The 16,064-nt window shown below is 74.5% G+C and carries 16 protein-coding genes; 10 read left to right on the forward strand and 6 right to left on the reverse strand.

What is annotated here, in order from left to right; all coding sequences use genetic code 11:
* Positions 1-29: 29 nt before the first annotated feature.
* The 4 genes from disA to GA0070564_RS20605 form a co-directional block, all read right to left on the reverse strand.
* A complete protein-coding gene (gene disA / locus GA0070564_RS20590; protein ID WP_091611631.1) occupies positions 30-1,214 on the reverse strand; it encodes a DNA integrity scanning diadenylate cyclase DisA in 1,185 nt (394 codons plus the stop codon).
* Between the two features lie 140 nt (positions 1,215-1,354).
* Positions 1,355-2,803 carry a DNA repair protein RadA gene (gene radA / locus GA0070564_RS20595; RefSeq protein ID WP_091610831.1) on the reverse strand — a complete coding sequence of 483 codons (1,449 nt, stop codon included), beginning with the start codon at positions 2,801-2,803 and terminating at the stop codon, positions 1,355-1,357.
* Between the two features lie 107 nt (positions 2,804-2,910).
* The gene (locus tag GA0070564_RS20600) at positions 2,911-3,723 is read right to left on the reverse strand and encodes a hypothetical protein (protein ID WP_091610834.1); all 813 of its coding nucleotides are present in this window, start codon (positions 3,721-3,723) and stop codon (positions 2,911-2,913) included.
* A 139-nt stretch (positions 3,724-3,862) separates the two neighbouring features.
* Positions 3,863-4,702 carry a UbiA family prenyltransferase gene (locus tag GA0070564_RS20605; protein WP_091610837.1) on the reverse strand — a complete coding sequence of 280 codons (840 nt, stop codon included), beginning with the start codon at positions 4,700-4,702 and terminating at the stop codon, positions 3,863-3,865.
* A gap of 45 nt (positions 4,703-4,747) precedes the next feature.
* On the opposite strand from GA0070564_RS20605, the gene GA0070564_RS20610 reads away from it, so the two are divergent.
* The 3 genes from GA0070564_RS20610 to GA0070564_RS20620 all read left to right on the forward strand — a co-directional run bounded on the left by GA0070564_RS20610 (position 4,748) and on the right by GA0070564_RS20620 (position 7,516).
* Positions 4,748-5,506, forward strand: a complete 759-nt coding sequence (locus GA0070564_RS20610; RefSeq protein WP_091610841.1) for a methyltransferase domain-containing protein — start codon at positions 4,748-4,750, stop codon at positions 5,504-5,506.
* Positions 5,507-5,781: 275 nt separating this feature from the next.
* Positions 5,782-6,837, forward strand: coding sequence for a type III polyketide synthase (locus GA0070564_RS20615; protein WP_091610844.1), 1,056 nt, complete (start codon positions 5,782-5,784; stop codon positions 6,835-6,837).
* Between the two features lie 91 nt (positions 6,838-6,928).
* Complete coding sequence (locus GA0070564_RS20620; RefSeq protein ID WP_091610847.1) at positions 6,929-7,516, forward strand: hypothetical protein; 588 nt, start codon at positions 6,929-6,931, stop codon at positions 7,514-7,516.
* 64 nt (positions 7,517-7,580) lie between these two features.
* On the opposite strand, the gene GA0070564_RS20625 is transcribed toward GA0070564_RS20620, so the two are convergent.
* Positions 7,581-8,312, reverse strand: coding sequence for a hypothetical protein (locus GA0070564_RS20625; protein WP_091610851.1), 732 nt, complete (start codon positions 8,310-8,312; stop codon positions 7,581-7,583).
* A gap of 317 nt (positions 8,313-8,629) precedes the next feature.
* Between GA0070564_RS20625 and GA0070564_RS20630 the strand changes: the two genes are divergently transcribed.
* The 5 genes from GA0070564_RS20630 to GA0070564_RS20650 all read left to right on the forward strand — a co-directional run bounded on the left by GA0070564_RS20630 (position 8,630) and on the right by GA0070564_RS20650 (position 12,537).
* Entirely contained in the window at positions 8,630-9,115 is a 486-nt protein-coding gene (locus GA0070564_RS20630; RefSeq protein ID WP_091610855.1) for a CarD family transcriptional regulator, read from the forward strand.
* A 54-nt stretch (positions 9,116-9,169) separates the two neighbouring features.
* Positions 9,170-9,865 carry a 2-C-methyl-D-erythritol 4-phosphate cytidylyltransferase gene (gene ispD / locus GA0070564_RS20635; protein WP_091610858.1) on the forward strand — a complete coding sequence of 232 codons (696 nt, stop codon included), beginning with the start codon at positions 9,170-9,172 and terminating at the stop codon, positions 9,863-9,865.
* 13 nt (positions 9,866-9,878) lie between these two features.
* Complete coding sequence (ispF, locus tag GA0070564_RS20640) at positions 9,879-10,364, forward strand: 2-C-methyl-D-erythritol 2,4-cyclodiphosphate synthase (RefSeq protein WP_091611635.1); 486 nt, start codon at positions 9,879-9,881, stop codon at positions 10,362-10,364.
* 9 nt (positions 10,365-10,373) lie between these two features.
* On the forward strand, positions 10,374-11,399 hold the full coding sequence (locus GA0070564_RS20645) for a tetratricopeptide repeat protein (protein ID WP_091610862.1): 1,026 nt from the start codon (positions 10,374-10,376) through the stop codon (positions 11,397-11,399).
* A 97-nt stretch (positions 11,400-11,496) separates the two neighbouring features.
* On the forward strand, positions 11,497-12,537 hold the full coding sequence (locus tag GA0070564_RS20650) for an NAD(P)-dependent alcohol dehydrogenase (protein WP_091610866.1): 1,041 nt from the start codon (positions 11,497-11,499) through the stop codon (positions 12,535-12,537).
* A 51-nt stretch (positions 12,538-12,588) separates the two neighbouring features.
* Here GA0070564_RS20650 and GA0070564_RS20655 read toward each other — a convergent pair whose 3' ends face one another.
* Complete coding sequence (locus tag GA0070564_RS20655) at positions 12,589-13,755, reverse strand: homogentisate 1,2-dioxygenase (protein ID WP_091610870.1); 1,167 nt, start codon at positions 13,753-13,755, stop codon at positions 12,589-12,591.
* 94 nt (positions 13,756-13,849) lie between these two features.
* Here GA0070564_RS20655 and GA0070564_RS20660 point away from each other — a divergent pair, with 94 nt between their 5' ends.
* Both GA0070564_RS20660 and fahA read left to right on the forward strand, forming a co-directional pair.
* Entirely contained in the window at positions 13,850-14,707 is an 858-nt protein-coding gene (locus GA0070564_RS20660) for a hypothetical protein (RefSeq protein ID WP_091610873.1), read from the forward strand.
* Positions 14,708-14,760: 53 nt separating this feature from the next.
* Positions 14,761-15,957, forward strand: a complete 1,197-nt coding sequence (gene fahA, locus GA0070564_RS20665; protein ID WP_091611638.1) for a fumarylacetoacetase — start codon at positions 14,761-14,763, stop codon at positions 15,955-15,957.
* Positions 15,958-16,064 lie beyond the last annotated feature (107 nt).

Genomic DNA, 16,064 nt, shown 5'->3' on the forward strand with positions numbered 1-16,064 from the left:
GACGCGGCGCGGCACCGGCGGCCCGGAAATCAGACGTACCGCTCCAGGATCGACGCCTCGGCCAGCCGGGACAGCCCCTCGCGGACCCCCCGGGCCCGGGCGTCGCCGACGCCCTCGACGGCCTGGAGGTCCTCGACGGTCGCCCCGAGCAGCCGCTGGAGGCTGCCGAAGTGCACGACCAGCCGGTCGACCACCGCCGCGGGCAGCCGGGGCACCTTGGCCAGCAGCCGGAAGCCGCGGGGGCTGACCGCCGCGTCCAGCGCGTCGGAGGCCGACGGGTAACCGATCGCCTTGGCGACGGCGACCAGGTCGATCAGCTCGGTGGCGCCGAGCAGGTCCAGCTCGACGAGCGCCTCGTCCAGCGTGCGGGGCTTGCGGCCGGCGGGGAGGTAGTCCCGGATGACCAGGGTGCGGTCGGCGTCCACGCCGGCCATCAGCTCGTCGAGTTGCAGGGCGAGCAGGCGGCCGTCGGTGCCCAGCTCCACCACGTAACCGGCGATCTCGTCGGCGATCCGGCGGACCATCTCCAGCCGCTGCACCACGGCCACCGCGTCCCGCACGGTGACCAGGTCCTCGATCTCCAGCGCGGAGAGGGTGCCGGAGACCTCGTCGAGGCGGAGCTTGTAACGCTCCAGGGTGGCCAGCGCCTGGTTGGCCCGGGAGAGGATCGCCGCGGAGTCGTCGAGCACGTGACGCTGCCCGTTGACGTAGAGGCTGATGATCCGCATCGACTGGCTGACCGAGATCACCGGGTAGCCGGCCTGCCGGGCCACCCGCTCCGCGGTGCGGTGCCGGGTGCCGGACTCCTCGGTGGGGATGGACGGGTCGGGCATCAGGTGCACCGCCGCCCGCACGATGCGGGTGCCGTCGCTGGAGAGGACGACGGCGCCGTCCATCTTGCACAGCTCACGGACCCGGGTGGCGGAGAACTCCACGTCGAGCGGGAAGCCGCCGGTGCAGATCTGCTCGACCACCTTGTCGTAGCCGAGGACGATCAGCGCCCCGGTGCGCCCGCGCAGGATCCGCTCGAGACCGTCGCGGAGCGCGGTGCCCGGCGCCATCAGCGCCAGGTTGGCGCGCAGCGGATCGCCGCTGGCGCCGCCGACGCCGCCGGTCACGCTGACGCTGATCGGACGGGCGGGCGAACCCACGGCAGCGGTGCGGGCGTGCGGCGTCGCGCCGGCAGGCTTGGTGGCATCGCGGTCGATCGGCACCGCCACAGTCTACGGACTGCCCTGCGGTGGGTGCTGTCGTGGTTACTGTGATGTGTCACGATGTCCTCTCCCGCCGGCCCGGACCGGGGGCTCCGCTGTCCGTTATCGCCCGGCCGATCCGGCCAAATCGTCACAGTCGGTCACTCCGCCGATGCGCGGGCGGCAGCCTGGAGCGCCGACCGGACGTCCGTGACCTCGATCACCCGCATGTTGGCCGGGGCGACCCCGGTGGTGTCCGGGGCGCAGCCGGTCGGCACCAGCGCCAGCCGGAAACCGAGCCGGGCGGCCTCCGCCAGCCGCCGGGGCACCGCGCCCACCCGGCGCACCTCCCCGGTGAGCCCGACCTCGCCGATCGCCACCAGCTGTGGGGCGATGGCCAGGTTGAGCCCGCCCGACGCGACCGCCAGGGCGACGGCCAGGTCGGCGGCCGGCTCGACCACCCGGATGCCACCCACGGTGGCGGCGAAGACCTCCCGGTCGTGCAGGGTCAGCCGCTCGGTGCGCCGTTGGAGCACGGCCAGCACCATCGCCAGCCGGGCCCCGTCGAGCCCGGACACCGTGCGCCGGGGCGAACCGGCCACGGTCGCCCCGATCAGCGCCTGGACCTCGGTCACCAGCGCCCGGCGGCCCTCCATCGCCACCGTGACGCAGGTGCCCGGCACCGGCTCCGAGTAGCGGGTGAGGAAGAGGCCGGACGGGTCGGCCAGGCTGCTGATGCCACCCTCGTGCATCTCGAAGCAGCCGACCTCGTCGGCGGCGCCGAACCGGTTCTTGACCCCCCGGACCATCCGCAGCGACGAGTGCTTGTCGCCCTCGAAGTGCAGCACCACGTCGACCAGGTGCTCCAGCACCCGGGGGCCGGCGACCTGGCCGTCCTTGGTGACGTGACCGACCAGGACGGTGGCGATGCCGCGCTCCTTGGCCACCGAGACCAGGGCGGCGGTGACCGCGCGGACCTGGGTCACCCCGCCCGGCACCCCCTCGGTCCCGGTGGTGGAGATGGTCTGCACCGAGTCGAGCACCAGCAGCCCCGGCTTGACCGCGTCGAGGTGGCCGAGGACGGCGCTCAGGTCACTCTCGGCGGCGAGGTAGAGCTGGTCGTGCAGGGCGCCCATCCGCTCGGCCCGCAGCCGCACCTGGCTGACCGACTCCTCGCCGCTGACCACCAGTGACGGGCTGCCGGCGCCCGCAGCCCACTGTTGGGCCACGTCGAGCAGGAGCGTCGACTTGCCGACCCCGGGCTCGCCGGCGAGCAGCACCACCGCGCCCGGCACCAGGCCGCCGCCGAGCACCCGGTCGAGCTCGCTGACCCCGGTGGGTCGGGCCCGGGCCGGTGCGGCGCTGATGGTGGCGATCGGTCTGGCCGGCTCGGCGGGGAGCCGGGAGCTGACCACCTTGCCGGAGACCAGCGGACCGGTGACGGTGCACTCGACGACGGAGCCCCACTCGCCGCACTCCGGGCAGCGTCCGACCCACTTCGGCGGCTGGTGGCCGCAGGCGTCGCACTCGTAGGCCGGCCGCGGTTCGCGGGCGGTGGCCCGGCCCCGGCCGGAACCGGCGCGGGCGGGCGTGGATCGGGAGGTGGTCACCCCAGGACGCTATCCGGCCGGTACGACAGGTTCCCACTCCGAAACGGCGACACCGCCGGCGCGGTTCTCACCAGGCCGGCGGTGCCGTCGAACGATTCGCGCGGTGCTCAGCCGCTGTGGCCCCCGCCGCCCTCGCCGCCACCCTCGGCCCCACCCTCACGGGTGATGATCGGGGAGGCCTTGGGGCCCGGGGTCAGCGGGACGCCGACCGGGGCGCCGGTGGAGACGGTCCTGCCGTTGCCGAAGTCGAAGGTCAGGTTGATCTCCTGGCCGGAGAGCAGGGCCTCGTTCAGCCCGACCAGCTCCAGCTGGCGACCGCCGCTGGCGGGGATGAACTGGGCGTACCCGAGGGCCGGGATCTCGATCCGGGCCGGCTCGCCGGCCGGGGCGTTCGCGGAGGCCGACGGGCTCGCGGAGGCGGAGGCACTCGAGGAGGCGGAGGCGCTCGCGGAGGCGGAGGCCGACGGGCTGGCCGACGCGGACTCCACCGGGCCGACCGACTGGCTCGGCGAGGCGCTCGGGTCACTCGGGCTGGGCGACCCCGACATCGGCTCGGTCGGCGACTCGCTCGGGCTGGCCTGCGCGCCGCTCGGTGCGGAGCCGGTGAGCGCGACCTGCCGTGCGCCGTCCGTGGTGACGGTCACCGTCACCGGCTCGCGGCTGTCGTTGTAGAGCACCACGTTCAGCGGGGCGTTCGCGCCCGCCTGGTAGCCCTCGACGCCGGGGTACTGGATGTAGAGGCCGCGCACCTTGTACAGGTTGTCGGAGGTCTGGACGTTGATGCCCTGCACCGAGGGGATCTTGTTGGAGGTCTCGGCCACCTGGCCGGCCCCGCACCCGGACAGCAGCAGGCTCGCCGCCGCCGCCGTACCGGCCAGCAGCAGGGCCGCCCGCCCGGAACCCCAGATCGAGCGCGTCACGTCGGTCCTCCTCGTCACGATCCCCACCCGGAGCCACGCCGGGCGCGGTGGCCATACCCGCGCAGACCGCGCTCCAGGGTAGTTGCCGCTGATCGACCCCCGCACGGCGACCCGGCAATGCCACCTGCCCGGGTGCCGGTCAGACCACCCGACCGGCCGCCAGCAGCAGGGCCACGTCGATCAGGGCCACCAGCATCACCGCCCGGAACGCCGCCACCTGCCGTTCTCCGGTGCGGGCCGCCGCGCGGCCGGCGTACCAACCGACGAGCGGGACCACGACGGCCGCCGCGACGGCCGACAGGCCGGCCCACGACGGCGGCCCGGCCGGCCCCAGGACCAGGGTGGCGGTCGCCGCCAGCAGCAGCCCGGCGGCGGCCAGCCGGCTGCCCGCCGCCCCGATCCGGTGCGGCAGTCCGTGCACTCCCGTCCGGGCGTCGTCGGCCAGGTCGGGCAGCACGTTCGCGAAGTGCGCGCCGGCACCCAGGAGCGCCGCCGCCGCGACCAGCCAGCCGGGCGGCGCCGGCGCGCCGGGCAGCGCGAGCACCACGAAGGCCGGCAGCGCGCCGAACGAGACCGCGTAGGGCAGCACCGACAGCGGGGTCGACTTCAGCGGCCAGTCGTAGAGCAACGCGGCGACCAGCCCCACGGTGGCCCAGAGCGCCGCCACCGGGTTCGTCGCCAGCGCCAGCACCGGGGTGGCCAGGCCGGCCGCGACCGCGCCCAGGGCCACGGTCCGCCGCCGGACCGCACCGGCGGCGACCGGCTTGTCGGTACGCCCCACCGCGGCGTCCCGGTCCGCGTCGAGCGCGTCGTTGCTCCAGCCCACCGCGAGCTGGCTGGCCAGCACGGTGAGCACGACGGCGACGACGCCGGCCGGCCGGTGCCCGACCCCCCACGCGAGCAGCCCGGCGACCGCGGTGACCGCGACCGTCGGTTCCGGATGGCTCGCCCTGACCAGCCCTAACACCGAAGACGACATAAGGGAAGTCTGGTCGTTACCGAGGAGTCGTGCCACGCTCGGTCCATGCGAGACGCGGCCCCGGTGTCCACCCCGCCCCGGGTGCTGCCCCCCAACGACCCCCGCCAGTACGACGACCTCGCCGACGAGTGGTGGCGGCCGGACGGCGCGTTCGCCATGCTGCACTGGCTCGCGCGGGCCCGCGCCGACCTGGTCCCGCCGGCGGGCCGCCCCGACGCGCTCCTGGTCGACCTGGGCTGCGGCGCCGGCCTGCTCGCCCCGCACCTGACCGGCAAGGGCTACCGGCACGTCGGGGTGGACCTGACCCGCTCGGCGCTGGCCCAGGCCGCGGCGCACGGCGTACGGGTGGTCAACGGCAATGCCACGGCGGTCCCGCTGGCCGACGGCTGCGCCGACGTGGTGGCCGCCGGTGAGCTGTTGGAGCACGTGCCGGACTGGCGGCGGGTGGTCGCCGAGGCGGCCCGGCTGCTGCGCCCGGGCGGCCTGCTGGTGCTGGACACCCTCAACGACACGCTGCTCAGCCGGGTGGTGGCGGTCCACATCGGTGAGCGGTTGCCGACGGTGCCCCGGGGCATCCACGATCCACGGCTCTTCGTGGACGCCGGTGAGCTGGTCGCCGAGTGCGCCCGGCACGGCATCGACCTGCGGCTCCGGGGCGTACGGCCGCAGGTGCGCGGGACGCTGGCCTGGCTGGCGCGACGGGCCCGGGGCGGCGCGGGCCCGGTCACCGGCGCCGATCCCCGGATCGTGCCGACCTGGTCCACCGCCGTGCTCTACCAGGGTCGTGGTCGCCGGCAGGGGTAGCAGTCGCCGGGCAGGGTAGAGAGACGCCGAGGAGGGGGCAGGATGACGGTGCACGCGCTGGAGGCGGCCCGCCGGTTGACGCCCCGGTACGCCGCGTCCGTCCACCCCGGACGTCCGCGCCGACCGGTCGGGCATCGCCGCTCTCGGCGGCGACCCGGACCGCGACGGGTCGGTACCGCGTTGGTGAGTACGGGTCCGTCCGGTACCGGGACGGGCCGGGGCGGTCGGCCCGGGTGGGCGGCCGTGGGTGCAGTGCCGATCGGGAGGTTGGGGACATGGCGGTGCCGGTGATCGCGGGGTTCGGTACGGCGCAGCCGCCGGGCGCCAGGCAGGACGAGCTCTGGGACGGCTTCTTCTCGAAGCACTACTCGGGCACCACGCGTGCCCTGGCCCAGCGGATCTTCGCCAACTCCGGGGTGTCCCGGCGACAGGCGGCGGTGAACCCGCTGCTGGAGGACGTGTCGGACTGGCCGACCGAGCGCCGGATGCGGCGCTACCAGGTGGAGGCGCTGCCGCTGGGCAAGGAGGCGGTGGGCCGGGCGCTGACCGCCGCCGGCCTGGACGCCGGGGACGTGGGCCTCTTCGTGGTCTGCTCGTGCACCGGGTACGCAACCCCGGGGCTGGACATCCTGCTGGCCCGGGACCTGGGCATGTCGCCGCAGACGCAGCGGATGTTCGTCGGGCACATGGGCTGCTACGCGGCCCTGCCGGGGCTGGGGGCGGCGAGCGACTTCGTGACCGCCCGGGGCCGTCCGGCGCTGCTGCTCTGTGCGGAGCTGACCAGCCTGCACATCCAGCCCTCGTCGGCCCGGGTGGACACCCAGCAGATCGTCTCGCACGCGCTCTTCTCCGACGCGGCGGTGGCCGTGGTGCTCGTGCCCGGTGACCGGTCCGGCGGGTACGCGGTCCGCGAGCTCACCGCGGTCACCGACACCTCGACCGCGGACCACATGACCTGGGAGGTGACCGACACCGGCTTCCGGATGGGCCTGTCGCCGAAGGTGCCGCAGGTGCTCTCCGCGCACGTGCGGGGGCTGGTCGACGACCTGCTGGCCCGGCACGGCAGTTCCCGGTCCGAGGTGGACGGGTGGGCGGTGCACCCGGGCGGTCCGCGGATCCTGAACGTGGTGGAGCGGGAGCTGGAGCTGCCGCCGGAGGGGCTGGCCGCGTCCCGGGCGGTGCTGGCCGAGCACGGCAACTGTTCGTCGCCGACGGTGCTGCTGATCGTGGACCGGCTGCGCCGGGCCGCCGTTCCACCGCGGCGGATCGTGATGCTGGCCTTCGGCCCGGGGCTGACCCTGTACGCGGCCCTGCTGGAACGGACCGACTGACGGCTGCGCCGGGGGAAGGGCCGGCTCACGTGGGGCGGATCGGTCGACGCGGCGGGCGGTGTCGGATGCGCCGGCCCGATACGCTCGGCGCGTGGACGCCGACGGGGAGGACCGGCTGCGGGCCGGGGTGCTGGCCGGGTTGACCGTGGCGGCGCTGGTCGCGGGGGGACTGTGGTGGCGGGCCGCCGCCCCGCAGACCGGTCCGGTCGCCGGGACGGACCCCGCCGGGCTGATGGTGGGGGTGGAGCCGACCTCGCCGGCCGGGTCGGAATCGGCGGCCTACCGGAGCAGCCTGCGGGTGACCCTCGCACCCGAGGGGGCGGTCGGCTCGGTCGAGGTCGGCCCGACCGTGGACCGGCCCGCCGACTTCCCGTTGCCCGGGGCGATCTGGTCGGTGGCGCGCGAGGGGATCGGCCCGGAGGCCGGACTGAACGCGGAGGTCCAGCCGGCCGAGGGTGTCCGCTACCGGTTGCGGTTGCGGTGGCGGTGCACGGGTCCGGGACAGCTGGTCGTGGCGGTCTCCGGTGCGTTGTCGGGGGAGCGGCAGCCGTCGACCGCCTGCGACGGTCGGGTCCGGTCGGCGGAGCTGATCGGGGCGGGCGTGCCCGCCCGGATCATGCTGTCGACGGTGGACATGGCGCCGGTCGAGGTGGACGCCGAGTTGATGGTGGCGTCCTGAGGGTGGTCCACCGGGCCGTCGGGCGCGCGGCCGGTCACGTCGCCCGGTGCGGCGCGTCGCCGGCTCAGCCGGCGAGCCGGTCCAGCTCGACCCGGTAGTCCTCGACGGTGCCGACCTGCGGGACCACCTCGGTGAGGGTGCCGTAGCGGTCCACCAGCAGCGCGGTGGCCCTGCCGGTGGGCACGGGCAGGCGCAGGAAGGCGCGCAGGCCCCCGGCCGGGTCGGCCAGCGCGAGAACGGGCGGCCCGGGGGCCGTCGGGGTGGGCCCGGCTGCGTGCTTCCCGACGACGGTGACGACGGTCACGCCGGCCGGTGCGGCGACGGCCGCCTCGGTGACCCGTTCCGCGCAGGCGCAGCCGTCGACGAGGAGGATCACGGCGGGCAGCAGCCCGCGCAGCGGCACCGGGCGTTGGTCGGGGCCGACGAGGTCCAGCGCGGGCAGTGGCCGACCGACCAGGTCGCCGGCGGTGGCCTGGGGGAGGACGGTCGGACGGGCACCGCCGCGCGGTGAGCGGGGCCAGGTGACCGCGGCCAGGCCGGCCACGGTGGTGAGCACCGCCACCAGCAGGACCAGCAGCGACAGCCGCAGCGGCAGCCGGCCGTCGGGGCCGGGCCGCAGGCCGAGCAACCGGCGTCGACGCCGGACGGCCGCCTGTCGGCGCAGCTCGCGGCGGAGCTGCGCGGCCTCGGCGGCCAGCGCGGAGGCGTCGTCCGGCACGACCACCCGGCCCCACTCGGGTGGCAGGTCGGGCAGCCCGTCGGGCGGGCCGTGTCCCTCGGCGTCACGCATGCCCATCGGACCCCCTGAAACCGTCTCGGTGAGCGGACCTCAAGCGTCCCGCACCGGCCCGCGTACCGCTACACCCGGACGGGACGGGCGACGGCGGGATACCATGGGAGGAGCGCATCGCCCGAGAAATCCACGCTCCGCTCATCCGTACCGGGCTGTCATGCCTTCGTAACGGAGCGTGTGCGAACCATTGGTTTGACCGCCTGTCAAGCCGAAGAAATACCTCTCACAGGGCCCCTGAGCTGCGCCAACGGTCAGGACAGCGGTGGGACATCGGTGCCTGAGCGTGTTACCCTAGACACAGCGAAAGGGGTTTCGAACCTATGGTTTTCAGTGTCGGCGAGACCGTTGTTTACCCCCACCACGGGGCCGCACTCATCGAGGCAATCGAGACTCGGGTCATCAAGGGCGAGCCCAGGGAGTACCTCGTCCTGAGGGTCGCGCAGGGTGACCTGACGGTCCGGGTGCCCGCCGAGAACGCCGAGATCGTGGGCGTGCGCGAGGTGGTCGGCGAAGAGGGCCTCGGCAAGGTCTTCGACGTGCTCCGTGCACCGCACACCGAGGAGCCGACCAACTGGTCGCGGCGTTACAAGGCGAATCTGGAGAAGCTGGCCTCCGGCAACCCGCTGAAGGTCGCCGAGGTCGTCCGGGACCTGTGGCGCCGGGAGCGGGAGCGGGGTCTGTCCGCGGGTGAGAAGCGCATGCTCGCCAAGGCCCGCGACATTCTCGTCGGCGAGGTCGCGCTGGCCGAGAAGAGCACCAAGGACGAGGCGGAGTCGCTGCTAGACAAGGTGCTGACCGAGGCCTGATCCACCCGGCATCGTCGTACCCACCCCGCAGCAAAGAAATCCGAGGACCGCGACGTGACCGCGCAGCTCAATCCGCGCGGTGACGTCGCGGTCCTTGTTCCTGCCGCCGGTGCCGGGGTACGTCTCGGACCGGGCGCTCCCAAGGCCCTGCGCCTGCTCGGCGGGGAGCCCCTGCTGGTGCACGCGGTCCGCCGGATCGCCGCCGCCCCGTCGGTGCACACCGTCGTGGTGGCCGCCCCGGCCGCCGACGTCGACGCGGTCCGCGCCCTGCTGGCGCCGGTCGCCCCGGTGACCGTGGTGCCCGGCGGCGCGGAGCGGCAGGCCTCGGTGGCCGCCGCCCTGGCCGCCGTCCCGGCCGGTCCGGAGATCGTCCTGGTGCACGACGCGGCCCGGGCGTTGACCCCGCCCGACCTGGTGGAGTCGGTGGCCGCCGCCGTCCGCTCCGGCCATGACGCGGTGATCCCCGTCCTGCCGGTGGTCGACACGATCAAGGAGGTCGACGCCGGCGAGTGGGTGCTCGGCACGGTCGACCGGTCGGCGTTGCGGGCGGTGCAGACCCCGCAGGGCTTCCGCCGGGCGGTGCTGGCCGCCGCGCACGCCGCCGCCGGTGACCCGCTGACCGACGATGCCGGCCTGGTCGAGAAGCAGGGCGTCCCGGTGCTCTGCGTGCCGGGCTCGGAGCACGCCCTCAAGATCACCCGACCGTTCGACCTGGCGCTGGCCGAGTACCTGCTGGCCGCCGGCGCCTGACCGCTACCCTCGGCTGATGATCGTTCCTCGGGTGGCCATCGGCACCGACGTGCACGCCTTCGCGCCTGGCCGGCCGTGCTGGGTGGCCGGGCTGCACTGGCCGGGGCAGGACGGGCTGGCCGGGCACTCGGACGCGGACGTGGCCGCCCACGCCGCCTGCAACGCCCTGCTCTCCGCGGCGGGCCTGGGCGACCTGGGCGCCAACTTCGGCGTCGACCAGCCGGAGTGGGCGGGCGCACCCGGGGTGGCGCTGCTCACCGAGAGCGCCCGGCGGGTCCGGGCGGCCGGCTTCCGGATCGGCAACGTCTCGGTGCAGGTCGTCGGCAACCGACCCAAGATCGGCCCCCGCCGGATCGAGGCCGAGCGGGTGCTCTCCGAGGCGGTGGGCGCCCCGGTGACGCTCTCCGCGGCCACCACCGACGGCCTGGGCTTCACCGGGCGCGGTGAGGGGCTGGCCGGGGTGGCGGTGGCCCTGGTCTACGAGGCGCCGGCCGCCTAGGCTCGCCCGATGTCCAGCGACACCACCCCCGAGCGGTCAGCCGCGGACGGCTACCTCCAGCGCGCCCAGCTCCTCGCCGAGCTGGGCCGGTACGACGAGGCCGCCGCCGAGCTGGGCTACGCCGTGGCGCTGGAGCCGGCGAACGCCGACGTGCTGACCGTGCTGGCCCGGGTGCACCTGGCCGCCGGACGGCCCGCCGAGGCGCTCACCGCCGCGGACGCGGCCGTCGCCGCCGCCCCGGGCGCCGTGCCGCCGCTGGTCGCGCGGGGCCTGGCCCTGACCGACCTGGAGGCGTACCGGGCCGCCGCGGGGTGCGCCGACGAGATCCTGGCACTCGGCCCGACCGACGCGTACGCCCAGCGCAGCGCCGCGGCGATCCTGGCCGGCGCGCGCAACGGGCAGCCGGCGCTGAACGCGGCCTGGCGCGGGGTGGAGCTGGCGCCGGAGGAGCCGCAGGCGCACCTGGTGCTCGGCCTGGTCGCCGCCCGGCTGGACCTGTTCGACCTGGCCGAGCGGGCGTACCGGGAGGCGCTGCGGCTCGATCCGCAGCTGGCCGAGGCCCGGCACGACCTGGGGGTGCTCCGGCTGGAGCAGCGCCGGTGGAGCGAGGCGCTGGAGCACCTGGCCGACGCGGCCACCATCGGCGCGGGCCGGATCGACTCCGGTCGGACGATCTCCGCCGGGCTGCGGCAGCTCGTGCTCTTCGGTGCCGGCTGGTCGCTGCTGACCGCCGTGCTGATCGCCTGCCTGGCGGCCGGCAACCCGGGCCTGTCCCGGTTCGCGGCGGCGTTCGCGGCCCTCGGCGGTGGACTGCTGGTCTGGCGGTACGCGGCGAGGCTGCCCGACCTGGCCCGGACCGTGCTGCCCGGGCTGGTCCGCTCGGACCGGACGCTCGCCCTGGCGGTCTATGCGGTCGCCGCCGCGCCGGCGATGATCCTGCTGTACGCGCTGGTCGGCACCCCGTGGCCGCTGGTCCTCGCCATCGGGGTGGCCGCCCTGGCCGAGCTGGCCGTCCTCACCCGCACCTCCCGGTGAGACCCTGGCGGCGTGACGGAGGCGACGTGTCGGACGGGGTGGGAACCGGGTAGTAGTTGACGTTGCAACGAAAACGTCTGCAGGAAGCGGAGATATCGTGCTCACCGTCAACGCCTACGCGGCCCCGTCCGCGACCGAACCGCTCGTCCCGACCACCATCGAGCGACGCGACCTGGGCCCGCACGACGTCCTCATCGACATCAGGTTCTCCGGCATCTGCCACTCCGACATCCACACCGCGCGCAGCGAGTGGGGCCCCACGACGTACCCGATCGTGGTCGGCCACGAGATCGCCGGCGTGGTCCGCGAGGTCGGCCCCGAGGTGACGAAGTTCGCCGTCGGCGACCGGGTCGGCGTCGGCTGCATGGTCGACTCCTGCCGGGAGTGCGACAACTGCCGCAAGGGGCTGGAGCAGTACTGCCTCAAGGGCAACATCGGCACGTACGGGGCGGTCGGCCGGGACGGGCAGCCGACCCAGGGCGGCTACTCGCAGGCCATCGTGGTGGTCGACGACTTCGTGCTGCGCATCCCGGACGGCATCGAGCTGGACGCCGCCGCGCCGCTGCTCTGCGCCGGCATCACCACGTACTCGCCGTTGCGGCACTGGAACGCCGGCCCCGGCAAGCGGGTCGCGGTGGTCGGCATGGGCGGCCTGGGTCACATGGCCGTCAAGCTGGCCCACGCCATGGGCGCCGAGGTCACCGTGCTGTCGCAGTCGCTGAAGAAGCAGGAGGACGGGCTGCGGCTCGGCGCCGACCACTACTTCGCGACCTCCGACGAGGAGACCTTCACCAGGCTGGCCGGGTCGTTCGACCTGATCGTCAACACGGTCAGCGCCAAGATCGACCTGGACGCGTACCTGCGGCTGCTGGCCGTGGACGGGACGCTGGTCAACGTGGGCGCGCCGGAGGAGCCGCTGTCGGTGGCGGCGTTCTCGCTGATCCCGGCCCGCCGGTCGTTCGCCGGTTCGATGATCGGCGGCATCGCCGAGACCCAGGAGATGCTGGACTTCTGCGCCGAGAAGGGGATCGGCGCGGAGATCGAGGTCATCGGCGCCGAGAAGATCAACGAGGCGTACGAGCGGGTGCTCGCCTCGGACGTGCGCTACCGCTTCGTGATCGACGCCTCGACGTTCTGATCCGGGCACAGGCGAGGCCGCGTCCCCACCGGGGACGCGGCCTCGTCGCGTTCAGCCCTTGCGGGCCCAGGTCCAGGCGTACCCGTCGTCCTCGCACTCGGCGGCGGCCTCGCACAGGTCCAGCGGGCGGAACGTGTCGACCATGACGGCCAGCTCGTCGAAGTAGTCGACGCCGATCGACCGCTCGGCGGCGCCCGGCTGCGGGCCGTGGGTGAACCCGGAGGGGTGCAGCGAGATCGAGCCCTGCCCGATGCCGGAGCCGCGCCGGGCCTCGTAGTTGCCGCCGGTGTAGAAGAGCATCTCGTCGGAGTCGACGTTGTGGTGGTTGTACGGCACCGGGATGGCGTCCGGGTGGTAGTCCACCTTGCGCGGCACGAACGAGCAGATGACGAAGTTCGGGCCCTGGAAGGTCTGGTGCACCGGCGGCGGCTGGTGGATCCGCCCGGTGATCGGTTCGAAGTCGTGGATGGAGAACGCCCACGGGTAGAGGTGCCCGTCCCAGCCGACCACGTCGAACGGGTGGTTGGCGTACGTGTACCTCGTCCAGCCGCGCCGGTGTCTGACCAGCACCTCCACGTCCTCGCCGTCGACCAGCAGCGGCGTGTCCGGTCCCCGGACGTCCCGCTCGCAGTAGGGCGAGTGCTCCAGGAACTGGCCGCGTACCGAGAGGTAGCGCTTGGGCGGTCCGATGTGGCCGTTGGCCTCGACGGTGAGCAGCCGGGTCGGCCCGTCGCCGGTCGGCACCAGCCGGTGGATGGTCGAGGTGGGGATGACGACGTAGTCGCCGGCGACCGCGTCGAGCGCGCCGAAGGTGGACTCCACCCGCAGCCCGCCGGCCTCGACGTAGAGGCACTCGTCGCCGGTGGCGTTGCGGTAGAGCGGGGAGGGCCGGTCGGCCAGCACGTACCCGATCCGCACGTCGTCGTTGGCGAGCAGGTGCCGGCGGCCCAGGACCGGGTCGGCCCCGGCGCCGTCGAGCTTGTGGGTGCGCAGGTGGCGCGGCTTGAGCGGCAGGTTCGGCACCCGGGTGTACGCGGGCGGGGCGAACTCCTCGGCGGCCACGATCGCGGTCGGCGCGTGCCGGTGGTAGAGCAGGGACGAGTCGGAGGAGAAGCCCTCCTGGCCCATCAGCTCCTCGGCGTAGAGGGTGCCGTCCGGCTGGCGGAACTGGGTGTGCCGCTTGCGGGGCACCTCACCGACGCGGCGGTAGTAGGGCATCTCGCCTCCCGTTTCGTCCCGTTCTCCGGCCGATGGCGTCCGATAATCGGACGCTGTTGTCCGTTCCTTGTAGCGTCCCGTAGATTCTTGTCCCGTGTCAACGCAGGTGCCCCGACTCCTCGCCGGCCTCGTCGACGACGCCGCGGTCTTCCCGCCCGGCAGCGCGCCGCTGCCCGAGGCGGTCACCGCGCACCGCGACCACCGCGCCGCCTGGTACGCCGACCTGGTCGGCCCGCTCCTGGTGCCCGCCTCCGCGCTGCCCGCCCTGCCCGCCCTGCTCGGCGGCGACGAACGGCTGGCGGTCGGCGTCATCGGCGACCTACCCCGGGGGCAGCTCGACGCGGCCCTCGCCGCGGCCGACCCCCGGCTGGCCGTCCGCCAGGTGGAGGCCGCCGTCGCCAAGCGCGGCGAGGACCCGCAGCCCGGCCTGACCGAGCTGATCAAGCTCACCGAACGGCTCGACGACGTCAGGGTCTACGCGGAGATCCCGCTGACCCTCGGCCTGATGGCCGCCCTGGACACCCTCGCCGAGGCGCGCGCCACCGGCCTTCCGATCGCCGCCAAGTTCCGCACCGGCGGGCTGGCCGCCGAGCTCTTCCCCACCCCCGGCGAGCTGGCCGCGGTCATCTGCGCCTGCCGGGACCGGGAACTGCCGTTCAAGCTGACCGCCGGGCTGCACCACGCCGTCCGGCACCTCGACCCGGAGACCGGCTTCACCCACCACGGCTTCGGCAACGTGCTGGCGGCCACCCTGGCCGCCGCCGAGGGCGCCGAGGTGCCCGAGGTCGCCGTCCTGCTCGCCGCCATGGACCCGGTCCGGCTGGTCGAGCAGGCGCGGGAGCGCCGGGACGTGGGCCGCCCGCTCTGGATCGGGTACGGCTCCTGCAGCATCGTGGAACCACTGACCGATCTGATCCGGCTGGGGCTGGTGAACGGGGGATTCGAGGCATGAGCGAACGCGCCGAGCGAAGCGAGGGCCGTGAGGGCATGCCCGGCCAGCCCGGCATGACCTGGGTTGACGGTGCGAACGGTTCGCCGTACGGCGTGACGAACCTGCCGTACGGGGTGTTCCGCCAGGGTGGTCGCGAGCCGCGGATCGGCGTACGGATCGGGGAATTCGTGCTCGACCTGGCCGGCGCCGAGTCGGCCGACCTGGTGCTGGCCGGCGGAGCCCTCGGCCGCCCCACCCTCAACGACTTCATGGCGCTCGGCCGTCCGCAGTGGACGTCGGTACGGCAGCGGACCGTCGAACTGCTCACCGACGAGACGCACCGCCCGGCGGTGGAGCCCCTGCTGGTACCGCTGTCCCAGGTGGACATGGCGCTGCCGTTCGAGGTGGCCGACTACGTCGACTTCTACTCCTCGGAGCAGCACGCCTCCAACGTCGGGCAGATCTTCCGACCCGGCCAGCCGCCGCTGCTGCCGAACTGGAAGCACGTGCCGATCGGCTACCACGGCCGGGCCGGCACCGTGGTTGTCTCCGGCACCCCCGTGGTCCGTCCCACCGGCCAGCGCGCCACCCCGCAGGGCCCGACCACCGGCCCGTCGGTACGCCTCGACATCGAGGCGGAGGTCGGCTTCGTGGTCGGCACGCCGAGCGCCCTCGGTGACCGGGTGGCCGTCGACGACTTCGCCGACCACGTCTTCGGGGTGGTGCTGGTCAACGACTGGTCCGCCCGGGACATCCAGGCCTGGGAGTACCAGCCCCTCGGGCCGTTCCTCGGCAAGTCCTTCGCCACCTCGGTCTCGGCCTGGGTGACCCCGCTGGACGCGCTGGCCGACGCGTTCGTGCCCGCCCCGGACCAGGACCCGCCGGTCCAGGAGTACCTGCACGACACCCCGCACCTCGGGCTGGACCTGCGGCTGGCCGTGGAGTGGAACGGCGAGCGGGTGGCCGAGCCCCCGTTCGCCGGGATGTACTGGACCCCCGCCCAGCAGCTCGCCCACCTGACCGTCAACGGCGCGTCGCTGCGCACCGGCGACCTCTTCGCCTCCGGCACCGTCTCCGGGTCGGACCGTGGTCAGGTCGGCTCGTTCCTGGAACTGACCTGGGGCGGCACCGAGCCGGTCAAGGTCGGCGGCGCGGAGCGTACGTTCCTGGAGGACGGCGACACGGTCGTCATCTCGGCCACCGCCCCCGGCCCGGACGGCACCACCATCGCCCTCGGCGAGGTGACCGGCACCATCCGCCCCGCCCGCTGAGCCCTCGCCGCCCCGGCGTCGCCCGCCGATCCCCGGCCGCCCCGGCCCCGCCCGCCCGAGCGCGGACGGGGCCGGTCGCACAGCCGGTGCGATCGGAGATCCACGTT

The sequence above is a fragment of the Micromonospora mirobrigensis genome, assembly GCF_900091555.1.
Classification (GTDB): domain Bacteria; phylum Actinomycetota; class Actinomycetes; order Mycobacteriales; family Micromonosporaceae; genus Micromonospora; species Micromonospora mirobrigensis.